A 24,317-nucleotide genomic window follows, 5' to 3' on the forward strand; every position below is an offset into this window, starting at 1 on the left:
GTGAAAGTGTTTAACCGGACATTAATATCTGGAATGCGGCGGCCCGCTCTTACTCAGCGCCAAGCAATTGTTCATCCAACAACATCGGCTCGCGACGGCAGAAGCGCCGCCGAACGCGACGCTTCTTCTGTACGCCTACCCGTCAGTGCTGGTAATAATAACCCGGCGGCGGCGGAGGCGGCGCTGCATAATAGTAAGGCTGCGGTGCCGCATAGTACACCGGCGGAGGCGGAGGCGCATAATAGACTGGCGGCGGAGCCGCATAGACCGGAGCGGCCAAAGCTGTGCCGAGCGCGGCGCCGAGCAGGGCACCACCGACCACCGCGCCAACGCCGTAGCCGCCATAATAGCCGCCACCGTGGTAGCCGCCGTACCCGCCATAGCCGCCGTGCCAGCCGCCACCGCCGCCATGCCAGTATTGCGCCTGTGCCGGAGCGGCCAGTGGCGCGGCGAGCGCGACCAGAAGGGCGCCAGCGGCCAGGCCGCGTTTGAGCGTAAAGCGTGAGAAAATCGTCATTGCTTCATCCTCCTGTCCCGCAGCTTACCAAGGTTCCGTAACTATTACGTATCAGTGGCGGCGCGGGGGACACCGATGCCGTTGACGAGTAACTTGGCGTGGAGTTGCGGTGGATCTAGGGCGGCGTTGGCAAGAATTGGCCGCAATTGCCTGCGATCGCGCGGGGTATCGGTCAGTCTCAGATCGACGCGCACCAATCGCGCAAAGGGCGCCAAAGCTCTGACTCTGCCCGGCTGCCGGCGGCCATGCCAACATGGCCCGCCGCTGGTCGATGGACGGCTGCGCTTTTCAGCGCAGTCGCCAGGCTTATGGCGGATTCCGGCGGCACGATGCGGTCCCGTTCGGGGATGGCGACGAAGCTCGGGCCTTTCCAGGCAGCGGGCTCGATGGGCGCCCCCGCAATCCGCCAGGCACCCCGTGCCGGCAGATTCTCGCCATACCACCCGCCAAGGCATTCGCGTGCGACAGGTGCCGCCAGCGGGATCCCGTCGTTCAGCCAATCCTCGATGGCCACAAACATGGTCGCGCCCGCGCCGGACTGTTCCAGCCGCCCGAAAGCGCGGTATTTACGCGTGACATCAAAGGGATCGAGACAGGCGAACAGCATCTGGAGCAAGTCGGTCGAGAGATTGCCGGTCACCGCCATGGCGGGCTCCAGCGCTGGGAGTTGCGCGGCCAGGTTTCTCGCCCGGTCTGCGTCTGGCGCGTGAAAATCCCAAGGCGTCGCCAACAGCGCCAATCCCCTCACCCGGTCGGGACGACGGACAGCGGCCGCAAGGGTGAGCAGGCCGCCCATACAATACCCCGCGAGGATCACGGGCTCCTCGAGGGAACCGAGCACTCGCTCAAGCCGGCCGGCGACATAGTCCGTGAGGGTGAAGCTGTTCTCGAGCGCTCCGGGCGCGCCCCAATCCAATAGGAGCGGTCGCATTCCCGCTGCGGCAAACCAGCGAAGGACCGACCGATTTTCCATAAGATCAAGGATATAGGATCGGTTTATAAGACTTGGAACGAACAAAATAATAGGTCCGCCGGCCCCCGGGGCATAGTCCAGCAAGCGGCTGCTACCCTCATGCCACAGCGTAGGCGGCTCCGGCATCGCGCGGGAATAGGGGTGGCGGCGGTAGGCGGCGATGCCTTTCAGTAGCGCGCGGTCCTGAGTCCAGGTTTCCGCAAGAACGGCTTGCGCGAATTGCCCCTCAGTTGCCGACCCGTCGCGCTTTAGCAGCTCGGCGAGGCGTGCGAGGGGGGGCGCCGTCGCCGCCGCTGTCCGCTGGGGCCAGATAGCGCTCCAGCTCGGCCACGCGCCGCTCGAGACGGCGGATCTCGTCATCGCGAGAGTCAGGTGCAGCAGCAGCGGGCGGGGGCCCCGGCGATGGAGAGGGCCCGGCGGATTGGCGCGAGCGGTCACTTGTTGCTCCGGATGGCGGCCAGCCGGCATTGGGATACGGCACGCCCTGGGGCATCGCACGCACCATCGCCTGGGCGGCACCGCCCCAGAGCGCCATCAACGAGCCCCAGGATTGCTGCGTCTCCGGGTCGGCCATGAAGGCGGTGATCTCGCTCTGCCAGATCGTGATCCAATCCTCGGCAAGCTTGCGGAGATCGCCCTCCGAGTCGTCGGCGGGCGGGTGACGCTGGTCCATGTCGCATCCATACTCCTGCACCGCACATTGGGTAGTGTCCCAGGCGTCGGTCACCCGCTATCATTATGGCGGAATCGCGGCATATTGAAGTCGTGGTGGCCCGCTAGCCTTTCCCACAGAGCCCCTTACGGAGGTGGACCGATGCCGCAGCCCGAAGCCCCGCCCCCCGGTACGGAGGCTCACGCCAAGCCCCCGGTCGTTGTCAAAAAGTACGCTAACAGACGCCTCTATAACACTGAAAGTTCAAGTTACATTACGCTTGACAGCCTGGCGCTCATGGTGCGCGAGGGGCGCGATTTCGTGGTATTCGACGCGAAGTCGGGCGAGGATATCACGCGCGGCGTGCTGACTCAGATTATCGTTGAGGAAGAGAGCAAGGGCAGCGCCCTGTTGCCGACCGCCTTCCTGCGTCACCTCATCGGCTTTTATGGCGACAGCATGCAGGGGGCCGTGCCGCGCTACCTCGAACAGTCGATGGCGAATTTTACGACACAACAGCAGCAGCTTCGCCAGACGATGCAGCAAACCATGGGAAACCTGTTTCCCTTCGATATCGAGCAGGTCAGCCGCCAGAACATGGCGATGATCGAGCGGACGATGAGCCTGTTTAGCCCATTCTACCGGGGCGAGGGTGGGGTGGAAGAGGGCGCTGCTACCGCACCACCGGCGGATCCGAGGGTTGAAATCGCCACCCTGAGAGGGGAGTTGGCGCGGCTGCAGAAGGAGTTGCGTGACGTCCGGACCAAGCTTGCCGAGGTGGCGACGCCAGCAAGTGGCACGTTGGGGAACAAGTCCGCTGCGGACTAAGAGACTGCGGTCCTCGGAAAAATGCTTTAAAATCAGTCTGTCACTACTCACCGCGCGCGAGGCGGACTGTCACGCCTAAGCGTGATCATCCAAGCTCAACCCTGACCCAGACCCCGTCGTGGCACGCGAAGGCGTGCGGGGCAGCCCGTGCCATCCACGTCTTGCCTTTTGTCCCACAAGCGAAGGCGTGGATGCCCGGCCTTCGCCGAGCATGACGCGGTGGCATGAGCGCGGATCGGATTAGAGACATCCGGCCTTGGTGCGAACCAAAGATACCAGCCTCAATCCGCGAAGCGCGTCACCGGGACGCCCGCCACCGGGCTGGGCAGCAAAAAGAGCCCGCCGGCCTGCGGATAGCGTGCTTGCACCTCGGGTTCCTTGGGCAGCCCGGTCGTCACGAACAGGCCATGCGGGGAGAAGCAGGGCATGGTCGGATTGGGCACAGGAATCGCTATCTTCTCGACCAGCTGCCCATCCGGCGCGAAGCGATTGACCACCCCCGCTCCGGCGCCCGCCGACCAGTAGCCGCCCTCCACGTCGGCGGCGCCACCGTCTGGCCGCCCTTCCGCCTCGGTCAGATCCGCGAAGCGCTGCCGGTTGCTGATCTCGCCAGTAGCGGTGTCGAAATCCCAGGTATCGATCCACGGGCCGCGAGTGTCGGAGTGGAACATCTTCCGGCCGTCCGCGGTCCAGGCAAGGCCATTCGAGTTCTTCAGCCCCTCGACCTTGATCTCGACCTTACCCTGCGGCGTGATGCGGTAGAGCTTGCCGCTTGCCGCGCCGTCGCCGCTCTCGTTGATCGTGCCTACCCAGAAACAGCCATCGGGCCCGACCTTGCCGTCATTGAGGCGGTTGCCCGTAGGCTCGCTGATCGCGGCGAGCGGCGTCAATGTCTCACGGCCGAGATCGAAGATCGCCAGAGCCTGCTTCTGACAAATCAAAATCCGACCCGAGCGGCAGAGACCAAGGCTGCCAAGCGAGTCAGGGAAGGTCCAGACCTGATGCGCGGAGGTTGCGGGGTCGAAGCGATGAAGCTGGCCGCGCGGGATATCCGCAAAATACAGCAGGCTCGCTTCGCTGTCCCAGACCGGGGATTCCGCGGTGCCGCAACGGCTGTCCAGCACCAGTCTCGCGGTCTTCATGTCGCTCATCGGCGCGTCCTTGCAAGCAGCATCCGTTGGTCAGATGGTCTTACCTCAGGATAGCGAAAAGAGCCCGACCGCCAACGTCACTCCGGCGTCACACTAAGAGACCGCTTGATAGCAAGTCTCTAAGCCGCGTCGACCGCGCGGCGATCTCGCCGGCTATCCTGCTCGGGGGTGCGACCGGACTCATCCGAGGCGAGCGCATCGAGAATGGCCTGGCGCAAACCGGTCAGCTTGCGTTCGTTCTGAACCTTCAGGCCGAAGACATCCTTGACGTAGAAGACGTCGATAGCCCGCACGCCATAGGTGCTGACATGGGCCGAGGCGATCTGCATGCCCTGGTCGGTGATGGCCGCCGTTACGTCATGCAATAAGCCCGGCCGGTCGCGGCCGTTCACCTCGATGACCGTATGGGTATTGGAAGCGTGGTTGTCGATGACCACGCGCGGCGGCACATGGATCGCCCGCATTCGTTGCCCTAGCAGCGCATCCGACAGGCTGCGGATCTCGGCCGCAAGACGCAAGCGGCCGGAAAGCGCCTGCTCGATGAGCACCGAAAGCCGAGCCAGGCGCTGCGGAGATGCGAAGATGCCGCCCGCCGCATCCTGGATCCAGAAAGTATCGAGCGCCATGCCGTTGGTCAGCGTGTGGATGCGTGCGTCCACGATCGAACCGCCCGCTATGGCGAGTGCGCCAGCGATGCGGCTGAACAGGCCGGCATGGTCAGCGGCATAGACCGTCACCTCGGTCACCGCGCGATTGTGCAGCACTTCGGTGCGGACGCTCAGCGGCGCATTGGTGTGACTCGCATCATGGATCATCCGCGCGTGGCGCTCATGGGTGGATGGATCAAAGCTCAGCCAATAGGCGGGATAGCCGAGGTTGAGGAAGGTGTTGATGTCCTTCTGCGACCAGCCCTCCAGCCGCTCCGCCGCCGCTTCCTTCGCACGGGCGACGCGCACGTCGCGCTCGGTGGTGGCAAGGCCGCCGGCGAGCACTTCGGCGACGTGGCTATACAACTCGCGCAGCAGCGTCGCCTTCCAGCCGTTCCAGACTTTCGGTGATACGGCACGCATATCCGCGACGGTAAGAACCAGAAGCAGCTTGAGTCGCTCGGGGGATTGGATGGTGTCGACGAGATCGAGGATGGTCTTGGGGTCGTCAATGTCGCGCTTGAAGGCGGTCTGGCTAAGAAGGAGATGATGCAGCACAAGCCAAGAGACCATTTCGGTCTCCTCCGCCGAAAGTCCGAGCATGGGACAAACGCTGAGGGCCAATTCAGCGCCGAGAACGGAATGGTCACCGCCCCTGCCCTTCGCGATGTCATGCAGCAACACAGCCGTGTAAAGCGCGCGACGGGATTGCAGGTGATCGACGATGCTGGAGGCAATCGGCGCCGCCTCTGCGAGATCGCCGCGCTCTAGCGAAGCGAGAATGCGCAACGCCTCGATCGTATGCTCGTCGACGGTAAAGACGTGGTAGGTGTCGAACTGCATCTGGCCGACGATGCGCGCCCAATCTGGCAAGAGCCGGCTGAGAAGGCCGGTCTCGTTCAGCATCGTCATCCAGCGCGCGCCATCCGAGCGCGGCTCCTCACCGTCCCAGCCGCACAGCAGGTCGAGGAAGATCGCCATCGCCTCGGGCTCGCGACGCAAGGCGATGGCCGAGCGTTCGTTGCGTATCATGGCGCGCAATGCGAGGGGATGGATGCGCAGATGGCGTTCCCGCGCGATCTGCATGATCCGCAACATCAGGATAGGCGAGGCCGCCGGGTCTTGGGCGGCACCGAAGACAAGTTGGCCATCCGCCAAGGCGAAACCCGATTGCACCAAGCTTTCATCAGCGCCCGCCGTCAGGGCCGGCGTGCCACGCGCAATGCGGACGAGCTCAGGCTCCAGCACATGGGAAATCCGGGCGACGTCGCGCGCCGTCAGGAAATAGTGGCGCATGAAACGTTCCACGCCGTCCTGCACACCATGGCGCGTGTAGCCCATGCGGGCTCCAACGATGGGCTGCAGATCGAACGTCAGGCGTTCCTCGGGCCGGCCGGCGACGTAGTGGAGATGAAACCGCACTGTCCAAAGAAAATCAGCGGAACGGTTGAAGTGCCGTGCTTCCCGCGTCGTCAGCATCGGGCCGAAGGGGCCGTTCTTGGTCAGTAAGTCCTGGACGCTGTCGATGTCGAAGACATAGCTCGCGATCCAGTGGAGGAAATGCAGATCGCGTAACCCACCGCGTCCTTCCTTGACGTTTGGCTCGACCATGAACGGGCTCTCGCCGTAGCGGCGATGGCGCGAACTGCGTTCCGCCTGCTTTACGCGGATGTATTCGGCGGCGCCTGCCTCGCGACACTGGCCACGAAACGTGTTTCGAAAATTCGCGAAGAGTTCCTCATCGCCAACCAGACAGCGGGCATCGAGCAAAGTCGTGCGGATCGTCGCGTCCCGCTTGGCCTCCGCCAGGCATTCGCTTATGGAGCGCGTGGCATGGCCGACCTTCAGGCCCAAATCCCACAGGAAATAGAGCATGAACTCGACGCCATGCAGCGTGCGGTCGGAGGGGTCGGCCTCGGTCAGAAACAGCAGGTCGATGTCGCTGAAAGGGGCGAGGTAGCCGCGCCCGTAGCCGCCCGTGGCCACCACGGCCATGCGGTCGGTGGCACCCGGCACCGCGTCATTCTGGGTATAGGCAACCAGGGTCGCGATGACCGCATCCATCTGGCAGGCGAGATGGCGCGCCGCGGCCAGACCGGAAATCTCGTCGCGCTCGAAAGCGTGCTGGACCTGGTGCTGCACGCGTGCCAGGTGACGGCGGAAAGCGCCGAGAGCAGCCTCACGCGCGACGCCGCCGGCCTCGCCGGCCAGTTCGGCGAGGGCGTCGGACAAGGCCGCGGGCGCCGCTGCCGCGCCACGCGGGAAAGAGGTTTCGGTCAACATTCCTTTAATGGTAACTGTTCCTCTTCATCAGGGCTAGAAAGCAAGTCTTTCAGCACGTAAAGGCTGTCCAGCGCTTCACGCGGGCTCATTGCTTCAGGATCAAGCCCTGCCAAAGCGGCCCTCAGCGGATCCGGGGCCTCCGCCACCGTTTCGGCAGGCACCAAAGCCCGGTCCTGCGCGGCGGCAAAAAGAGGCAATTCCGCCGACTCGGTCAGCGGCGCCGCCTTTTCGAGAGTCGCGAGCAAAGCCCCGGCGCGCTTGACGACAGGCGCCGGCACGCCGGCCAACGCCGCGACATGCACACCCCAGCTGCGGCCAGCCGCGCCTTGCGTCACCTCATGGAGAAAAACGACGCCACCTTTCCAATCCTTCACCCTCATCGTGGCGGCTTGCAATTGCGGAAGGGTGAAGGACAGGCGGGCGAGTTCGTGAAAATGCGTGGCGAAGATGGTGCGGCTTCGAATCGTATTGTGCAGTGCCTCTAGCACCGCCCAAGCGATTGCCAGACCATCGAGCGTGGCGGTGCCACGACCAATCTCATCGACCACTACAAGGCTGCGCGGGCCGCCTTGGTTGAGGATGGCGGCGGTCTCCGTCATCTCCACCATGAAGGTGCTGCGGCCGCGTGCGAGGTCATCCGCCGCGCCGACGCGGGAGAAAAGCCGGTCGACGATGCCGATTTCCGCGCGGGCCGCCGGGACGGGCAAACCCGCCTGGGCCATGATGACAATGAGGGCGTTCTGCCGCAGGAAGGTCGATTTTCCAGCCATATTCGGCCCGGTCAGCAGCATCAGGCGGCGTCCCGGTGACAGATCGCAGTCGTTGGGAACGAAGGGAGCACCGCCGGAGATGGCCGCCTCCACCACCGGATGGCGGCCGCCGGTGATGCAAAAGGCCTCATCCGCCGTCACGATCGGCCGGCACCAGCCGGAACCGGCGGCGAGCCTCGCGCAGGACTGCAATACATCGGCCAGTGCCAGGGCAGCGGCGCAGCGGGTGATGGCGGCGCGTTCGGCCAGCACGCGATCCACCAGATGCTCGAAAACGAGCTTCTCGCGGTCCGCCGCGCGTTCGGCGGCAGCAGCGATGCGGGTGTCTAGTTCGGTCAGTTCGACGCTGGTGAAGCGTGCCCCATTCGCCATGCCTTGGCGCAGCACGAGGTCGGGATGCGCGCGCAGCCCTTCCACCGCGGCGGCCGGGACCTCGATCACATAACCCATCTGGGCATGGTGGCGGATCTTGAGACTGCCAACGCCATAACGCTGCGCGTAGTCGAGCTGAACCTGCCCAAGGATTTGGCGCTGCTCGTCCCGCAGCCTGCGCTCGGCGTCGAGTTCCGGGTCGAAGCCCAAGGCGATGGCACGCCCATCCTCCAGCCGCGCCGGCAGCGGATCGGCCAGAGCCCGCTCCAACAATGCGGCGAGCTCCGGCAGGCAAGCGAGATCCGTGGCGACGCCGGAGAGCACAGGCGGCAGCGCGCCCTGCAGCAACTCCGCAAGATCGCAGGCGGCGCGCAGCCCATCCCGCAACGCGGCGAGATCTCGCGGGATGCGTTGCCCCAGCACGAGGCGCGCCAGAGCCCGGGCGATGTCCGGGGCCGCGCGCAGCCTTTGCCGCAGACCCTCGGCCATTGCCGCATGGGACGAAAGAAAGTCCCAGCCGTCCTGACGATGGAAGATCTCCTCCCGCTCGGTCAGCGGTGCCTGCAACCACGCCTCGAGCAATCGGCCGCCACCCGGTGTCACGGTGCGGCGGATGGCTCCGAGCAGAGTATGGGCCGCGTCACCGCCCTGCCGAGGCGCGCAGATCTCCAGGCTGGTGCGGGTGGCCGCATCCATGGCGAGCGACCCGCGCCCACCTTCCGGCCGGGGGCGAGAGAGATGCGGCTCCCGACCGGCCTGGGTGCGGCGAACATAATCGACGGCGACGGCGGCAGCGGAGGCTTCCTCATCCGTGAAGCTTCCGAAGGCGTCCAGGCTGGCGACGCCGAACATGCCGGCCAGCCGCGCACGCGCCGCCTCGGGTCTCGGCACCACCACCGGATCGGCGCCGCGCCGCGACAACCAGCCGCCGAGGTCGACGCCATCGCCGCCGAGGATTTCAGCCGGATCAAGCCGGGCGAGCAGTGCCGGAAGTGCGGCCGGCGCAATCGCCGCTGTCTCGAACTGGCCGGTCGAGATGTCGAGCCAGGCAGCCCCAAGCGGGGCCAGGTTGCCGCGTGCTACTGGCTTGGGGGGCGCCAGCGAGACAATAGCGAGAAGCAAGTTCGGCCGCACGGCTTCGAGCAGCGCGTCCTCCGTCAAGGTTCCGGGGGTAATGAGGCGAACAACTTCGCGCTTCAGCGGCCCTTTGCCGGTGCGGCGGCGCGGATCCTCGGTTTGCTCGGCGAGTGCCACGCGAAAACCACGGCGAATAAGACGGGCGAGATATGCCTCCTTCGCATGCGCGGGTACGCCGCACATCGGGATCGGGCTTCCGCCGTGCTCGCCTCTTGCGGTCAGCGCGATATCGAGCGCGGCGGCGGCCGCTTCCGCATCGGCGAAGAACAGCTCGTAGAAATCGCCCATCCGAAAGAACAGCAGCGCGTTCGGATGCTCGGCCTTCATCGCGAACCATTGCGCCATGGAAGGCGACGCGCCGTCCGCATTCGGAATCCCCATAGTCTTCGTTTAGCCGCCATTTAGAGCGGCGCGAAGACCGCGACTGGGCTTCCCCGACAGGCTGAGGCGCTTCAGTATGGGCTCATAAGACGAACCTAGGGGAAGCTGCCATGGCCGAAGGCGACAAGGATCGGCGCACCACGCGCGTCTCGGCCGAAGAGGCGCTGCTCCTGCACTCTTCCGGCCGCCCCGGCAAGCTCGAGACCCGCATCAGCAAACCGCTGCTTACGGCGCGTGACCTCTCCCTCGCCTATTCCCCCGGCGTCGCCGAGCCTTGCCTGCGCATCTTCAAGGACCCCGACCTCGCGTACGAATATACGACACGCGGCAATATGGTGGCCGTGATCTCCAATGGGACGGCGGTTCTGGGCCTCGGAAACCTTGGCGCCCTCGCCTCCAAGCCGGTGATGGAGGGCAAGGTCGCGCTGTTCAAGCGCTTCGCCGACGTCGACGGCATCGATCTCGAGGTCAGCACCGAGGACGTCGATCAGTTCATCAACTGCGTGCGCTACCTCGGCGCGAGCTTCGGGGGCATCAACCTTGAGGACATCAAGGCACCGGAATGTTTCATCATCGAAAGCCAGCTCCGCGAGATGCTGGACATTCCGGTATTTCACGATGACCAGCACGGCACGGCCATCGTTGCCGCAGCCGGTCTCATCAACGCCTGCCATCTGACCGGCCGCGCCCTCGCCGAGACCCGCATGGTCGTGAACGGCGCCGGTGCGGCCGGTATCGCTTGCATCGAGTTGCTCAAGGCGCTGGGCATGCGGGCGGAAAATATCCTGCTCTGTGACACCAAAGGCGTCATTTTCCAGGGCCGCACCGAGGGTATGAACCAGTGGAAGGCGGGACATGCCGTTGCGACAACGAAACGCACACTCGCCGATGCCTGCGCGGGCGCCGATGTCTTCTTTGGCCTCTCCGCCAAGGGTGCGCTGACCGGGCCGATGCTGGCCAGCATGGCGGCGAACCCGATCATCTTCGCGATGGCCAATCCGGATCCCGAGATCACACCCGAGGACGCGCATGCCGTGCGCCAAGATGCGATCGTGGCCACCGGCCGCAGCGACTATCCCAATCAGGTCAACAACGTTCTCGGCTTTCCCTATATCTTTCGTGGCGCACTGGATGTCCGTGCGCGCACCATCAATGAGGAGATGAAGATCGCCGCGGCCCATGCGCTGGCCCAGCTCGCGCGGGAGGATGTGCCGGACGAAGTCGGTGTTGCCGGATCCGGGGCGCGCTTCAAGTTCGGTCCGACCTACATCATCCCGAACGCCTTCGATCCGCGCTTGATATCCCGCATTTCACCGGCTGTCGCGAAAGCGGCGATCGATTCGGGCGTGGCGCGCAAGGTGCTGCCCGATCTGCGCAAATACGCCCGGGAATTGTCGGGAAGGCTGGACCCGACGGCGCTGGTACTCGACACAATTATGGAAGCAGTGCGCTCGCGGCCAAAGCGCGTGGTTTTCGCCGAGGGTGAAGAGGAGAAAGCCGTCCGCGCCGCCTATGCCTTCCGCAATGCCGGTTATGGGACGCCGATCCTGGTGGCCCGAGAGGAACGGGTGAACGCCATCGTGCGGGATCTCGGCCTCGGAGATCTTGGCGGGATCGAGATCCAGAACGCCAAGCGCTCCGGGCGCAATCGCGACTACGCGCAATTCCTCTATGGGCGGCTACAACGCCAGGGCCATCTCGCTCGCGATTGCCAGCACATGGTCAATATCGATCGTAACGTTTTCGCCGCCTGCATGGTCGCTTTGGGGGATGCGGACGCAGTGGTTACGGGCCTGACACGTCCGACTTATGTCTGCCTCGAGGAGATCCAGCGTGCGATCGATCCGGCACCGGGTGGTGCCGCTTTCGGTCTGACCTTGATGGTCGGTCCGCGCGGCACGCTGTTCGTTGCCGATACGCTGATCCACCCGCGGCCCACAGGCGAGCAACTCGCCGACATCGCAGTGGGCGCCGCGGCCGCGGCGCGGCGCCTGGGCCATGAGCCACGCGTCGCGCTGCTTTCATACTCGACCTTCGGCAACCCGATGTTCGAGGTGGGCGAAGCAAGCCGGCAGGCTGTCCGCGTGCTTGAGGAACGCGGCGTGGATTTCGAATTCGACGGTGAAATGAGTCCGGATGCGGCGCTGGAGCCCGCTGTGCGCGCGCTGTACCCCTTCTGCCGGCTGACTGCCCCCGCCAATGTATTGGTCATGCCCGGACTGCATGCTGCCCATATTACAACGCGGCTCGCATTTCGCATGACTGCTGCGCAAGGTGGCGGTAGCACGATTGGCCCGATCCTGCTCGGCATGGCAAAACCTGTCCAAATCCTGCCGATGGACGCTTCTGTTAGCCAGATCGTTGATCTTGCATGCCTCACCGCCTATCAGGCCGAGCCCGTCTAAAAAGCCGCCTCACAGAAGAATTTTCGCCGAAATTGAGATGCGCTCCAATCCATCGCCAGCCGAGGACGGTCTTGTAACGAAAGCACATGGTTATGAGATCGATTCAAAATGATGCCATCTCGATTAAACGCGACTTGGATTCTTCTATTAGTTGTTATATCGTAATTTGATTATTCTGATATCGATCCAAAAAATTTTGCTTTGATTCGCGACGCTAGGTGCATCCAAAAATTTGCGCTCTGACAAAATATCATCAACACGCTCTAGGTCTTGATCGTCCCCAAGCGCTGATCTTCGTGTAGAAGGGCTGAACAGCACGCAAGGTTTGTCATGGGTGATCAAGCGAGAGAGGAGCATGCTCGACACCGTGCATTTCGAGAATTTCGTAGCGAAGAGACCTTCTAGTCGAGGGGCCCTCCGCCTAGCCGCTTCGCACAGTCCGAAGTGTAAAGGATCACATGCCCAGCTTCTATATAGGCACGCGCATACTCACTGAGCGCGGTCGCGTGAAGGTCGAAAATCTACGCATCGGCGATAATGTTTTGGCCTGGCCTAATGTCCCCATGCCGATCCGGTGGATCGGACGTAAGATGTACCGAGCTCCCTTCACGAAAACAAACCCGGGAATCGTTCCAGTGCTGATCAAGGCCGGGGCGATCGACAAGGGTCGACCCTTCCGCGACCTACGCGTGTCCCCACTGCATTGCATCCATGTCAGTGGCGTATTGGTGCCCGCGAACAAGCTGGTTAATGGTGTAACGATTCTGCGTTGCGAGAATCTCGACGAGGTCTCGTATTTTCACATTGAACTCAGCCGCTCCGCGCTTCTGGTTGCTGAGGATGCGTTTGCGGAAAGCTATGTAGATCGTGGCAATCGCGGCATGTTCTTGAACGCGGAAGAATCCGCGGAGGCCGCGCGGCGGCAGGAATTAACCCCATCCTGGAGTTCCTGCGCACCACTCGTCGAGCAAGGCCCCGAGCTCGAACGCATCCGCGAACACCTCGCTTTGCGCGCGGGCATCATTCCCGCCGAGATCATGGAACGTCCGCAGCAGGGCCCACTAATCGGCTACCTCGAATGGGCGGATCACGTAACCGTCTCAGGCTGGGCTTGGCTCCCCGAGTTTCCCGACACGCCGGTGGTGCTCGAAATTCGCGATGGCGCCGAGACGATTGGGCGCGTCATCGCCAATCTTCCACGAGAGGATCTTCGTAAGGCCGGCATCGGCTCCAGCCGACACGGCTTTCACTTGCAACTGGCACGCTCTCTCGACCCCTCGCGCCTTCATTCGCTCTCCGTGGTCCGGGCCGAGGATGCCACCCACCTGCCCGGCTCGCCGCGCACACTCCGTGCCCAGCCGACCTTGCAACGGCTCCAAGAATTCGATCTTGAGCGCCTTGCGGTCGATAGCTCGGATGTCGAAATTGTCGAGATGCTGTCGTGGCTCAAACAGCAACAGGCGAAGCTGTCCGAAATCCTGGGCGCGTCGAACGCTTCCTCCTCATGGCTTGACCTTGAAGTGGCAAATGCGCTGGCTTCACGATCTGTGACCAGGGGTGCTCCCGTAGCCAGCAGTGCCGCCACGGCCAGCAGCACAAGAGTGACGCGCGTAAAGGCGAGCTAGCAGCAGACCGCGCGACAGCCAACTTTGCGATCGCCTCGCCAAGCGGCGGGGTCCCCGCTACAGAAGCCGGGGACCAGGAAAGGCGATCAGCAATGGCCGACATGCCGACCTTCGCTACCCCGCCGGGCTTCCTCGGCCTGCCACATGGCGGCGACCCTCACGCAGAACTGGTAGTCGCTGGCATCCCACTCGACATTGGTGTCACCAACCGCTCCGGCGCCCGCTCCGGACCTGCGGCGATCCGCCAGGCCAGCCGCATGCTGGTCGATGGCGAGCACCCTCATTTCTGGACCCGCGTCGATACGCTGCCACTTGCCGATATTGGCGAGTTTCGCATCCTGCTGGGCGACCTGACGCGCAGCCTCGCCCTCATTGAGGAGCAGGCGGCGCCGCTGAAGCATTTGCTGGCCCTCGGCGGCGAGCACGGCATCACGCTACCGCTGCTGCGCGCGCTGCGGAAACGCATCGGCGAGCCGCTCGGGCTGGTTCATTTCGACGCCCATGCCGATACCTGGGACGATAACTTCGGCCAAGTCTATGGGCACGGCTCAGTCTTTTTCCACGCCATTAACGAGGGTCTGGTCGATCCCCGCCGGATGATCCAGATCGGCATCCGCTCGCCCATCCAGCGCGAGATCTGGGATTGGACGGTAAGCCAGGGCGTCACGATCCTGAGCGCGCAGGAAGTCCATGAGATCGGCCCGGCCGCTGTGGCCGCTCGTGTCCACGAGGTCGTCGGCAATGCCCGTCCCGCCTATTTCACCTTCGACGTCGATTGCCTCGACCCCGCTTTCGCGCCGGGGACGGGAACGCCGGAGATCGGCGGTCTCGCCTCCTGGCAGGCGCAGGCCATCATCCGGCGATTGGGCGGCATTCCCTTCATCGGCATGGATGTGGTGGAGGTTCTGCCTGCGCATGACGTGAGCGAGATCACCGCGCTGGCCGCGGCGACGGTAGTCTGGGAATATCTCGCTTTGCTGTTCCGTCCCCAGACGCCCGACTAGATGCGCAACCTGCTCACCGATATTCCAGGCGTCATGGTCGGTCACGCCACCGACCTCGCGCTCGGTTCCGGTGTGACCGCGATTCTGTTTGACCCGCCGGCCATCGCCTCCGTCTGCGTGCTTGGGGGCGCGCCGGGTGGACACGACACGACACTTCTCGAGCCTGAGATGACCGTCGAGAAAGTCGATTCGGTGGTGCTCTCTGGCGGAGCAGCCTTCGGCCTGAGTGCCGCGAGCGGCGTGCAGGCCTGGTTGCGCGGCCTCGGCCGTGGCGTCGCCGTCGGCGCGGCGCGCGTTCCAATCGTGGTGCAGGCGATCCTGTTCGATCTCCTCAATGGCGGCGACAAGGATTGGGGCCGCTACCCGCCCTATCGCGAGCTTGGCTGGCAGGCGGCCGAGGCGGCACGGTCGGGTGCCTTCGCCCTCGGCTCGGTCGGCGCGGGCACAGGTGCCACAACCGCGACCTTCAAGGGCGGCATCGGCTCGGCGAGCAGCGAGACGGAAACCGGCTACCGCGTCGCGGCGCTGGTGGCCGTCAACGCCGTAGGCGCGGCCAGCTTGAGCGATGGCCCGCATTTTTGGTCGGCGCCCTTCGAGCGCGACGGTGAATTCGGCGGTATCGGCTGGCCGTCTCCGATGCCGGCGGACGCCCTTACGCCGCGCCTGAAGGGCGCCGCCCCACCCCCCGAAACCGGAACCACCATCGGCCTCATTGTGACGGACGCGCCGCTGACCAAAGCACAGGCCAAGCGCCTTGCCATCGCCGGGCAGGACGGGCTCGTGCGGGCGATCATGCCAGCGCATCTTCCGTTCGACGGCGACACGATCTTCGCCGCCAGCACAGGCGAGGGACCGGCAGTGGATCCCATGGTGCTCACCCTGCTCTGCCACCACGCGGCGCTCACCTTATCGCGCGCCATCGCGCGCGGCGTGTTCGAGGCGACCGCCCTGCCCTATCCCGATGCGAAACCCGCCTGGCGGGACCGCTTCAGCACGATGCCTCGAAATCCAGCGCCAGGTTGAGCAAGGTCGCCTCGGACCACAGCCGCCCCACGAACAGCAGCCCGGCACCGCCGCCGGAGGCGTAGGTGCCAGCGGACACGGTGATGCCAGGCAATCCAGAGATATTGATCTCCGAAACCGCGGTCTCCAGGATCACAAGGTCGCTTTCACGGGGCGGAATCGCCTCGCGCGTCTGTGGCATCACAATCGCATCAAGCCCGGCAGCGTCCATGACCTTGTCGAATATGTCGAGGTAGCTTTCGCGCGCCGCAACGAACTCCGACATGTCAGGCGCCTCACCATAATTCTCGACCAGAGCTGCAAAATTCTCCAGCTCGTAAAGATAGCCCAGCGAGCCTGAAGGGCCGAGCGGGTCCGCGCCGGTGACGCGCCGCAAAGTCTCGATCGAGTGGATCGGTGCGCCTGGGCCGAAGCCCGCGAGGTAGCGCTCCAGGTCATAGGCGACATATTCCTCACCCCGCGGATCGTAGGGCATGCCGCGCAGCAAGCGGGCGAGTTCCGCGAAGCCACTGCCGGCGAAGGGATCGGGCACCAGCAGCGCACCCTGGCGCCGCAGCCGCTCCTGCGCGGCGGCGTAGAGCGTCTCGGTCTCCGATGAGAGCGGTGCCGCGCGCCATCCCGCCCCATAAAGCCCGAGCTTGCGTCCCTTCAGCGCGCCGGGGCGGAGCGACGCCGCATAACCCCCTTTCGGCCGGTGGCCGATGCCAGCGACCGTCTTCGGATCGGCCGCCGTATATCCCGCGAGCACATCCAGCGCGATTGCGGCATCCGACACGGTGCGCGCCACCGGCCCCACGACATCCCGCGTGCTTCCAGCCAGCGGCATGACCCCCGCATTCGATATCAGGGCAAAGCTCGGCTTGATGCCGACCAGGCCCTGCGCGGCAGCCGGGTTCTGGATCGAGCCGCCGGTCTCCTCGGCGAGGCCGATCACCGCATAGCCTGCCGCGACCGCGGTGGCACTGCCCGCGCTGCTGCCGCCGGGCGCGCGATCTGGCGCGATGGCGTTGAGCGTGGGGCCTGCCCAGCTGTCATTGGCGTGGGTGCCGCTCGCGCTCATCACCGGCACATTGGTCTTGCCGAGGATCACCGCGCCCGCCGCACGCATGCGGGCGACGACCGGTGAATCGCGGCTGGGAATGAGATCGGTGCCACCCGCCCTGCTGCTGAGCTTGAACCAACCGCCGGTCGTCGGCAGTCCCGCGATGTCCATCGTGTCCTTGACGACGATTGGGACGCCCGCCAGAGGCCCGGCACCCCCCCCCGCAGCAATGCGACGGTCGATCGCCCGGGCCTCATCCAGCGCATCAGGATTGGTCGTGATGATGGCATTGAGCCTGCCATCGAGGCGGTCGATTTCACCTTGAGCCTGTCGGAGGATCGCTTCGGCCGTCGTCTCGCCGCGCACCAGCGCCGCTTGGATTTTCGCCACCGTCCACTCGCCGGGCTTCATTGGGCCGATCTCCTTCGCCTTGGGTCGAAGCGGTCGCGCAGACCGTCGCCCAGCATATTGAGGCCAAGAACCGCAGCAGCGATCGCGAGGCCCGGAAACACCGCGAGCAGCGGCGCTGTGTAGATATAGGTTTGCGCCTCGTTGAGCATCCGCCCCCAGCTCGGCGCCGGCGGCTGGGCGCCCAGCCCCACGAAGGACAGCCCCGCCTCGGCCAACACGGCAAGCGAAAGCTGGATGGTGACCTGGACGATGAGCAGGCCAAGGATATTGGGCAGCACATGGACCAGCGCGACGCCTCGGCGAGTGCGGCCGAGGGCGCGGGCGGCGCGGGCATAATCCTGCACCCAGATCGCCGCGGCGGCGCCACGCGTGGTGCGGGCCAGCACAGGGGCGGTGAAAACGCCGATCGCGATGATCTCGGTGATCGCTCCAGCACCGCGCAGCGCGGTCAGCATCACCGCCGTCAGCACGGCCGGAAAGGCGAAAGTAAGATCGGCGCCGCGCATCACCGTCTCATCGGTCCAGCCACCGCGTGTCGCTGCCAGCATCCCGGCGGGCACACCGATCGCGGTGCCCAGCAGCACCGCCAAGGCGGCGACGGCCACGGCATCCTGGGTGCCGACCATGACCATGGAGAATACGTCGCGGCCAAACGGATCTGTGCCGAACCAATGGGCGGCGGAGGGGCGTGACAACCGGTGGATGATGTCGATGGCGGTGGGAGGATAGGGTGTCCAGACCAGCGAGAGCGCGGCGAGCACGAGCATACCGGCCGTTAGCGCGCCGCCGATTGCCAGCCCCACCCTCACGCCGTCGCCTCCACCAGCCGGGGATCGATGGCGGCGTTCAGCAAGTCAACGGCCGCGTTGACGATGATGACAATGCCCGCGAACAACAGGACCAGATCCTGCACGACGACGAGATCCCGCTGCGCGATGGCCTGGAACAGCAGCGCGCCAAGCCCCGGCAGGGCGAAGACATTCTCGATGATAATTGTTCCTGCCAGCAGAAACGAGAATTGCAGGCCCATCATCGTGATGATCGGGCCGAGCGCATTCGGCACCGCGTGACGCCAGACGATGCGGCGCTCGCGCTGACCCTTCGCGCGCGCGGTGCGCAGATAGTCGCGGCTGCCAATATCGAGCATGGCGCCACGTGCAACGCGCGTGAGGATCGCCGCCTGAGGCAAAGCGAGCGCCACAGTCGGCAGGATCAGCGCGCGAAACGCGGCACCGGCACCATGCCACCAGCCGGGAAAGCCCCCAGCCGGGAACCAGGCTGCGTGGACCGCGAGCACCAGGATCAGCAGCAGCCCGACCCAGAAATCCGGCAGCGCCACGCCAATCTGGGTGAGGCCCATGATCCCGACATCCGCCAGCCGCGCCTTCCGTACTGCAGCCGCGACGCCTAGCGGCACAGCCAGCACGCCAGCCAGCGCCATCGCCATCACCGCAAGTGGGAGTGTAACGGCCATGCGTTGCAGAATCAGGTCGGAGACCGGAATGTCATACGCTGTGCTACGCCCGAAATCGCCGCTCAGCAGGCTGCCGATCCAGTGCAGATAGCGCAGCCAGACCGGCAGATCGATGCCGAGTTGATGGCGCAGCGCCGTCAGCGTATCGGGCTGCGCATCTGGCCCCAGGATCACCAGCGCCGGATCGCCAGGCAAGATCTGCAGCACGACGAAGACAACCAGCGAGGCAACCAATAGAGCCGCGACGAGCGTCGCCAGACGGCGCAGGAGAAAGGCGCGCATGCCGTCGTCGCCGGCTTAGGGTGCCCAGTATGCGCCGGTCACATCGTTGATCGGCATCGGGTCATTGGTCCACAACCCGCGAAGCTTCGCGTTCCACACGCCGATCTTCGGCAATGCGAACAGGAAGATATTGGGCTCGTCGGCGGAAAGCTGACGCTGCAATTGTTGCAGCAAGTCGGCCTGTTTCGCCGCATCGGTAGCCGCGATGTATTGCGCATAAAGAGTCTTGTACTGGTCGCTCGCATAGTTGAAGTAGTAATGCGGGCGCGCATAGATATCGAGGTCGCGCGCCTCGGTATGCGCAATCACCGTCGCGTCGAAGGCCGATTGTCCGAACACCTGCGCCAGCCATTGCGCCCAAGCCACCGACTGCAGCTTCGCGTTCAGACCGACCTGTTGCAGATAGGCCGCGATCAACTCACCGCCACGCTGCGCGTAGCTCGGCGGCGGCAGCATAATGGTGAAGCTCGTGCCCGGCGCCACACCGGCTTGCGCCAGCAAAGCCTTAGCCTTGGCGGGATCGTAGGGATAGGCGCCCGTAAGATCCACGTAGCTCGGATCTTGCGGCGTGTAATGCGAGCCAATCGGCGAACCCAGCCCCGAATAGGCCGCATCGATGATCGCCTTGCGATCGATGGCATAGGCGATCGCCTGGCGCACGCGAACGTCGCTGAAGGGCTGGCGCGCGTTGTTGAGCGCCAGGATCACCTTGCCCTCGTCATGACCGATCGCGACGGTGAAGCGCGGATCCTGCCGAAACCGCGCCACCGCCTCGGGTGCCGGAAAATTCGTATAGGCGTCGAGCGTGCCCGACAGCAGCGCCGCCGTCGCCGCGGCAGGATCGCCGATCACGCGAAATGTCACCGCTTTGAGCTTGGGCGCGGCGCCCCAGTAATGATCGTTGCGCAGCAGCTCGATACGGTCGCCGGGAACCCAGCGGCTGAACACGAAGGGCCCCGTGCCAATCGGATGCGCCTTGTTTCCGGCCGCAGTTTTCGGCGCGATCATCACCGCGTCGCCCCAGGCCATGTCGTAGAGGAATGTCGATGTCGGCTGCTTCAGCTCAACGACTGCTGTATCCGGTGACGGGCAATCGACGGATGCGATCGGCGCGAAGAGTTGCTTCTGCGCGTTTATGCTTTCGGGCGCCGCGGCACGTCCATAACTGAACTTGACGATACTGCAATCGAAGGGCGTGCCGTCATGGAAGGTCACGCCGGAGCGCAGCTTGAAGGTGTAGGTTAGCCCGTCCTTGGAAATCTCCCAGCCGCTCGCGAGATCGGGCTGAACCTGCCCGTTCTCGTCGATATGCGTCAGGCCCTGGAAGATATTAGCGTAGGTCACCTCGCGGATCGCCGACGCGGCGCCTGCAGTCGGATCGAGGCCGGGCGGTTCCAGCGGCAGGCCGAGCGTCAGCGTATCGGGCGGCGCGGCATAGGCGGCGCCCGTACCGATCACCAGCGCCGCGACCAAGAAAACGCCAAGCTGCCTCATGCCAATCCCTTTCGGGGCGCCCTCGCCCCTTCTCTCCGGTGGAAGCGCGGTACGCGGGTGAGTGTTCAGGCGAGCTTGGCGCGACGCCGCCAGCTATGGAGGATGAACTCCGTATAGCCATTGGGCTGCGCGCGACCTTTCAGCACCAGGTCACAGGCCGCGCGGAAAGCCGGGCTGTCATAGTCCGGCGCCATGGGATGATAGTTGGCGTCGCCAGCATTCTGCCGGTCCACCACCAGCGCCATCCGGTGCAAGGTCTCCTTCACCTGCGCGCGTGACGTCACACCATGAAGCAGCCAATTGGCGATATGCTGGCTGGAGATCCGCAAGGTCGCGCGATCCTCCATCAGCCCGACATCGTGGATATCCGGCACCTTGGAGCAGCCAATCCCCTGCTCGACCCAGCGCACCACATAACCGAGAATGCTCTGGCAGTTATTGTCGAGTTCCTGCTGCACATCCTCCGCCGACCAGTTCTCGCCGTCGGAAAGCGGCGGCGTCAGCAGATCGTCCAAGGAAGCGCGCGGACGGCTTGCGAGAGCGTGCTGCCGTGCCGCCACATCGACTGCGTGATAATGCAGCGCATGGAGGGTCGCGGCGGTGGGGGAAGGTACCCAGGCGGTTGTGGCACCGGCATTGGGATGGCCTATCTTCTGCTCCAGCATCTCGGCCATACGGTCTGGCGCGGCCCACATGCCTTTGCCGATCTGCGCGCGTCCCGGCAGCCCGCAGGCGAGGCCAATATCGACGTTGCGATCCTCGTAAGCCTTGATCCAGACAGTGGATTTGATGGCGTTCTTGCGCACCACCGGCCCGGCCTCGATCGCGGTATGGATCTCGTCACCGGTACGGTCGAGGAAGCCGGTATTGATGAAGAACACGCGATGCTTCGCGGCGTGAATGCAGGCGGCGAGATTGACGCTTGTCCGCCGCTCCTCGTCCATGATGCCGATCTTCATGGTATGGCGCGGAAGGCCGAGCAGATCCTCGATGCGGCCGAAGACCTCATTCGCGAAAGCGACTTCCTCCGGCCCATGCATCTTGGGCTTCACAACATAGATCGAGCCCTCGCGGCTGTTGCGCAGCCCGCTCCGCCCCTTGAGATCATGCATCGCAATGAGCGCGGTGACCGCGCCATCTAGCAAATTCTCCGGGATGTCCTTGCCCTCGGCATCGAGCACCGCATCCGTTATCATGTGATGCCCAACATTGCGCACCAGCATGAGGCTGCGGCCTGGCAGCACAACTTCGCCGCCAGCCGGCGCCCTGTATATGCGATCGGGTTCGAGCCGGCGTTCGACCGTATGGCCGCCCTTCTCGAAGCTTGCGGTAAGCGTGCCCCGCATCAGACCAAGCCAGTTGCGGTAGACGAGGATCTTGTCCTCGGCATCGACCGCGGCGACGCTGTCCTCGCAATCCATGATGGTGGAAATCGCGGATTCCAAAACGACATCAGCGATGCCCGCCGCATCGACCTTGCCGATCGGATGCGCGCTGTCGATCAGCAGCTCCACATGCAGCCCATGGTTGCGCAGCAGGATCGCGCTTGGCTTCGCGGCATCTCCGCGATAGCCGGCGAAGCCTGCAGGGTCACGCAGCCCGGTTTCCGTGCCATTCGCTAGCGCCACTTTCAGCGCACCGTCAGACACCGCATAGCCAGTCGCATCCGCATGCGAGCCGATGGCGAGCGGCGCCGCCTCATCGAGCAAGGCGCGCGCTTTGCGGATCACGAGCGCCGCACGTTCAGGGTTGAGGCCGCGTCCACGCTGCGCGCCGCCTTCCTCCGGAATCGCATCGGTGCCGTAAAGCGCGTCGTAGAGGCTGCCCCACCGCGCGTTGGCGGCGTTGAGCGCATAGCGTGCGTTGGTGATGGGCACGACAAGCTGCGGCCCCGCCACTGAAGCAATCTCCAGATCTACGTTGGTCGTCTGGATCGTGAACGGCGCAGGGTCAGGCATCAGGTAGCCGATGCTCTCCAGAAACGCACGGTAGGCGGCGGGGTCGCTCGGCCGCCCGGGATGGCGGCTGTGCCAGGCGTCGATCTCGGTTTGCAGCGCGTCGCGGCGTCGCAGCAGCGCATGGTTGCGTGGCGCGAGATCATGAACCAGGGCGCCGAAGCCAGACCAGAACGCCTCCGGAGAGACGCCGGTTCCCGGCACAACCTCCTCCCTCACAAAGTCATGGAGGGCGGTGACGACCGACAGGCCGCCGATCTCAATTCGCTCCATCGACCTTCTCCTCATTCAGTTTCGTCGAGCCGCCATTGCCGAAACCTGCCGCCGTCGGCAGCAACTCCGCCAGCAGGACGGTGCCGCCCCAGCCGCGCACCATCTCCGCGCCCACGACATCCGCCGCATGATTGGATCCCTTGACCAGGAGATCCGGGTGCAGGGTATTGATCAGGGAAATAGGTGTCGTCTCGTCGAAGAAACAGACCAAATCGACCGAGGAAAGGCAGGCTAGGTTCGCGGCGCGCTCGGCCTGCGGTCGCGGTCGCTGAGGTTGCCGGCCGCCATTAACGATTTTCGCGATGCTCGCATCGCTATTGACCGCCACGATCAGCCGGTCGCAGCCCGCGCGCGCCTGTTCCAGCAGGTGAAGATGACCAGAATGCAGCGTGTCGAAACGCCCATTGGTGAAGCCGATGCGCCAGCCTCGCCGGCGCCAGCGCTCGGCCTGTTCCACAGCCGCCGCAAGGGTCACGATCTTGGCGCGATTGCCATCGAAGGGGGAGAGCCGCGCGATGATATCGTCCTGCCGCGCGACGGCCGTTCCCACCTTCCCGACCACGATTCCCGCCGCGACATTGGCGAGCCGTGCCGCCTCATGCAGCGGCAGCTTGGCGGCAAGCCCAGCGGCGAGAGTCGCGGCCACCGTGTCGCCAGCTCCAGCGACGTCATGCACCTCCAGCGCCTCGGCGGGGAAATGCCAGGTCTCAGTCTCGGTGATGAGGCTGAGACCATGCTCGGACCGCGTCACCAGCACCGCGCCGAAGCCCAGCCGGTGACGCAGAGCCTGGGCGGCGATGACGATCTCCTCATCGCTGTCGACCGGCAGGCCGGTTACGGCCGCAAGCTCTCGGCGGTTGGGCATGATGACATCGGCGCCGGCGTAGTCCTCGTATTGGTTGCCGCGCGGATCGACGAGAACCGGCCGGCCCGCTGCCCGCGCCGCCGCGATCAGCTTGCCCGCGATCCCGGCGCCAAGCACGCCCTTGCTGTAATCGGAGAGGATGGTGACCGTGGTCGCTGCGATGGAATCGCAGGCGATGCGGAGAAGCCGCTCCCCGAGTTTCGGGTGCAGCGGAGCCGGATCCTCACTATCGGCGCGCAGCAGATGCTGGCCACGCGCCACGAAGCGGGTCTTCACCGTGGTGACGCGGCCGCCCTGGACCAGCAGCCAGGGCTCGACGCCCGCCTGCCTCCCGATCAGCGCGGTGAGGTCAGATCCCGCAGCATCATCGCCCACCACCGACACGAAGGCGGCGCTGACGCCAAGAGCGGTGACGTTGCGCAGCACGTTGGCGGCGCCGCCGGGCACCGACATTTCGCGCTGCACGCCCAGCACGGGCACTGGCGCCTCGGGGCTGATGCGGGTGACCTCGCCGTAGTAGTAGCGATCCAGCATGGCGTCGCCAACCACGAGAACGGAGCCGCGGCCGAGCCAGCGGGCGGCCTCGGCGAGATCCTGGGGCGGGTTATCGGTCGGAGCTGGTGTCGCGGAAGAGTCGTTGGACATCGGCTTCCAGATAGCCGCTCTGGCCGGTCCCTGGTAGTGGCAGGCTACAGGGCGCCTGGGAGGATGGTTGATCCCCTGGGATCGTCGTGGTAATCCGCGCCCCCTGTC

Annotated in this window: 17 protein-coding genes; 5 read left to right on the top strand and 12 right to left on the bottom strand. The window is 64.9% G+C overall.

The annotated features are described in order from the left end of the window. Positions 1-142: 142 nt before the first annotated feature. The 3 genes from GSQ92_RS04310 to GSQ92_RS30750 all read right to left on the bottom strand — a co-directional run bounded on the left by GSQ92_RS04310 (position 143) and on the right by GSQ92_RS30750 (position 2,163). Positions 143-517, bottom strand: coding sequence for a hypothetical protein (locus GSQ92_RS04310; protein WP_158802195.1), 375 nt, complete (start codon positions 515-517; stop codon positions 143-145). A gap of 178 nt (positions 518-695) precedes the next feature. Next, a complete protein-coding gene (locus GSQ92_RS30745; protein ID WP_371417981.1) occupies positions 696-1,616 on the bottom strand; it encodes an alpha/beta fold hydrolase in 921 nt (306 codons plus the stop codon). 100 nt (positions 1,617-1,716) lie between these two features. Further along, complete coding sequence (locus GSQ92_RS30750) at positions 1,717-2,163, bottom strand: hypothetical protein (RefSeq protein ID WP_254065541.1); 447 nt, start codon at positions 2,161-2,163, stop codon at positions 1,717-1,719. Between the two features lie 141 nt (positions 2,164-2,304). Between GSQ92_RS30750 and phaR the strand changes: the two genes are divergently transcribed. Continuing rightward, entirely contained in the window at positions 2,305-2,970 is a 666-nt protein-coding gene (gene phaR / locus GSQ92_RS04320; protein WP_158802197.1) for a polyhydroxyalkanoate synthesis repressor PhaR, read from the top strand. A gap of 281 nt (positions 2,971-3,251) precedes the next feature. Here phaR and GSQ92_RS04325 read toward each other — a convergent pair whose 3' ends face one another. The 3 genes from GSQ92_RS04325 to mutS form a co-directional block, all read right to left on the bottom strand. Beyond that, the gene (locus GSQ92_RS04325) at positions 3,252-4,121 is read right to left on the bottom strand and encodes an SMP-30/gluconolactonase/LRE family protein (RefSeq protein ID WP_158802198.1); all 870 of its coding nucleotides are present in this window, start codon (positions 4,119-4,121) and stop codon (positions 3,252-3,254) included. 119 nt (positions 4,122-4,240) lie between these two features. Next, positions 4,241-7,051: a [protein-PII] uridylyltransferase gene (locus tag GSQ92_RS04330; RefSeq protein WP_158802199.1), complete on the bottom strand. Its 2,811-nt coding sequence runs from the start codon at positions 7,049-7,051 to the stop codon at positions 4,241-4,243. After that, on the bottom strand, positions 7,045-9,711 hold the full coding sequence (gene mutS, locus GSQ92_RS04335) for a DNA mismatch repair protein MutS (RefSeq protein WP_159013073.1): 2,667 nt from the start codon (positions 9,709-9,711) through the stop codon (positions 7,045-7,047). Before mutS ends, GSQ92_RS04330 begins: the two co-directional genes overlap by 7 nt. 110 nt (positions 9,712-9,821) lie before the next feature. Here mutS and GSQ92_RS04340 point away from each other — a divergent pair, with 110 nt between their 5' ends. From GSQ92_RS04340 to GSQ92_RS04355, 4 genes are all read left to right on the top strand, one after another. Continuing rightward, positions 9,822-12,116 (top strand): NADP-dependent malic enzyme, encoded by a 2,295-nt coding sequence (locus GSQ92_RS04340; protein WP_159013074.1) that lies wholly within the window; start codon positions 9,822-9,824, stop codon positions 12,114-12,116. Positions 12,117-12,574: 458 nt separating this feature from the next. Next, positions 12,575-13,741, top strand: coding sequence for a Hint domain-containing protein (locus GSQ92_RS04345; protein WP_159013075.1), 1,167 nt, complete (start codon positions 12,575-12,577; stop codon positions 13,739-13,741). 92 nt (positions 13,742-13,833) lie between these two features. Continuing rightward, positions 13,834-14,745 (top strand): agmatinase, encoded by a 912-nt coding sequence (gene speB / locus GSQ92_RS04350; RefSeq protein WP_158802204.1) that lies wholly within the window; start codon positions 13,834-13,836, stop codon positions 14,743-14,745. Beyond that, complete coding sequence (locus tag GSQ92_RS04355; protein WP_158802205.1) at positions 14,746-15,768, top strand: P1 family peptidase; 1,023 nt, start codon at positions 14,746-14,748, stop codon at positions 15,766-15,768. Here the strand turns inward: GSQ92_RS04355 and GSQ92_RS04360 are convergent. The 6 genes from GSQ92_RS04360 to rfaE1 form a co-directional block, all read right to left on the bottom strand. Further along, positions 15,734-17,221 (bottom strand): amidase, encoded by a 1,488-nt coding sequence (locus tag GSQ92_RS04360; RefSeq protein ID WP_159013076.1) that lies wholly within the window; start codon positions 17,219-17,221, stop codon positions 15,734-15,736. The two genes, GSQ92_RS04355 and GSQ92_RS04360, sit on opposite strands and share 35 nt — an antisense overlap. After that, complete coding sequence (locus GSQ92_RS04365; RefSeq protein WP_254065542.1) at positions 17,218-18,030, bottom strand: ABC transporter permease; 813 nt, start codon at positions 18,028-18,030, stop codon at positions 17,218-17,220. The genes GSQ92_RS04360 and GSQ92_RS04365 overlap by 4 nt, the downstream gene beginning before the upstream one ends. Beyond that, positions 18,027-18,977 carry an ABC transporter permease gene (locus GSQ92_RS04370; protein WP_159013077.1) on the bottom strand — a complete coding sequence of 317 codons (951 nt, stop codon included), beginning with the start codon at positions 18,975-18,977 and terminating at the stop codon, positions 18,027-18,029. Before GSQ92_RS04370 ends, GSQ92_RS04365 begins: the two co-directional genes overlap by 4 nt. A 15-nt stretch (positions 18,978-18,992) precedes the next feature. After that, positions 18,993-20,471 (bottom strand): ABC transporter substrate-binding protein, encoded by a 1,479-nt coding sequence (locus tag GSQ92_RS04375; protein WP_159013078.1) that lies wholly within the window; start codon positions 20,469-20,471, stop codon positions 18,993-18,995. A gap of 65 nt (positions 20,472-20,536) precedes the next feature. After that, positions 20,537-22,699, bottom strand: coding sequence for a malate synthase G (locus tag GSQ92_RS04380; protein WP_159013079.1), 2,163 nt, complete (start codon positions 22,697-22,699; stop codon positions 20,537-20,539). Beyond that, positions 22,686-24,209 (bottom strand): D-glycero-beta-D-manno-heptose-7-phosphate kinase, encoded by a 1,524-nt coding sequence (rfaE1, locus tag GSQ92_RS04385; RefSeq protein WP_159013080.1) that lies wholly within the window; start codon positions 24,207-24,209, stop codon positions 22,686-22,688. Before rfaE1 ends, GSQ92_RS04380 begins: the two co-directional genes overlap by 14 nt. Positions 24,210-24,317: the final 108 nt, after the last annotated feature.

The organism is Acidisoma sp. S159 (assembly GCF_009766125.1).
Taxonomy (GTDB): Bacteria; Pseudomonadota; Alphaproteobacteria; order Acetobacterales; family Acetobacteraceae; genus Acidisoma.

What these genes read in the sequence shown, in the direction of transcription:
- GSQ92_RS04310 (WP_158802195.1), bottom strand. Translation starts at nt 517, where the DNA reads ATGACGATTTTCTCACGCTTTACGCTCAAACGCGGCCTGGCCGCTGGC.
- GSQ92_RS30745 (WP_371417981.1), bottom strand. Translation starts at nt 1,616, where the DNA reads ATGCCGGAGCCGCCTACGCTGTGGCATGAGGGTAGCAGCCGCTTGCTG.
- GSQ92_RS30750 (WP_254065541.1), bottom strand. Translation starts at nt 2,163, where the DNA reads ATGGACCAGCGTCACCCGCCCGCCGACGACTCGGAGGGCGATCTCCGC.
- phaR (WP_158802197.1), top strand. Translation starts at nt 2,305, where the DNA reads ATGCCGCAGCCCGAAGCCCCGCCCCCCGGTACGGAGGCTCACGCCAAG.
- GSQ92_RS04325 (WP_158802198.1), bottom strand. Translation starts at nt 4,121, where the DNA reads ATGAGCGACATGAAGACCGCGAGACTGGTGCTGGACAGCCGTTGCGGC.
- GSQ92_RS04330 (WP_158802199.1), bottom strand. Translation starts at nt 7,051, where the DNA reads ATGTTGACCGAAACCTCTTTCCCGCGTGGCGCGGCAGCGGCGCCCGCG.
- mutS (WP_159013073.1), bottom strand. Translation starts at nt 9,711, where the DNA reads ATGGGGATTCCGAATGCGGACGGCGCGTCGCCTTCCATGGCGCAATGG.
- GSQ92_RS04340 (WP_159013074.1), top strand. Translation starts at nt 9,822, where the DNA reads ATGGCCGAAGGCGACAAGGATCGGCGCACCACGCGCGTCTCGGCCGAA.
- GSQ92_RS04345 (WP_159013075.1), top strand. Translation starts at nt 12,575, where the DNA reads ATGCCCAGCTTCTATATAGGCACGCGCATACTCACTGAGCGCGGTCGC.
- speB (WP_158802204.1), top strand. Translation starts at nt 13,834, where the DNA reads ATGGCCGACATGCCGACCTTCGCTACCCCGCCGGGCTTCCTCGGCCTG.
- GSQ92_RS04355 (WP_158802205.1), top strand. Translation starts at nt 14,746, where the DNA reads ATGCGCAACCTGCTCACCGATATTCCAGGCGTCATGGTCGGTCACGCC.
- GSQ92_RS04360 (WP_159013076.1), bottom strand. Translation starts at nt 17,221, where the DNA reads ATGAAGCCCGGCGAGTGGACGGTGGCGAAAATCCAAGCGGCGCTGGTG.
- GSQ92_RS04370 (WP_159013077.1), bottom strand. Translation starts at nt 18,977, where the DNA reads ATGCGCGCCTTTCTCCTGCGCCGTCTGGCGACGCTCGTCGCGGCTCTA.
- GSQ92_RS04375 (WP_159013078.1), bottom strand. Translation starts at nt 20,471, where the DNA reads ATGAGGCAGCTTGGCGTTTTCTTGGTCGCGGCGCTGGTGATCGGTACG.
- GSQ92_RS04380 (WP_159013079.1), bottom strand. Translation starts at nt 22,699, where the DNA reads ATGGAGCGAATTGAGATCGGCGGCCTGTCGGTCGTCACCGCCCTCCAT.
- rfaE1 (WP_159013080.1), bottom strand. Translation starts at nt 24,209, where the DNA reads ATGTCCAACGACTCTTCCGCGACACCAGCTCCGACCGATAACCCGCCC.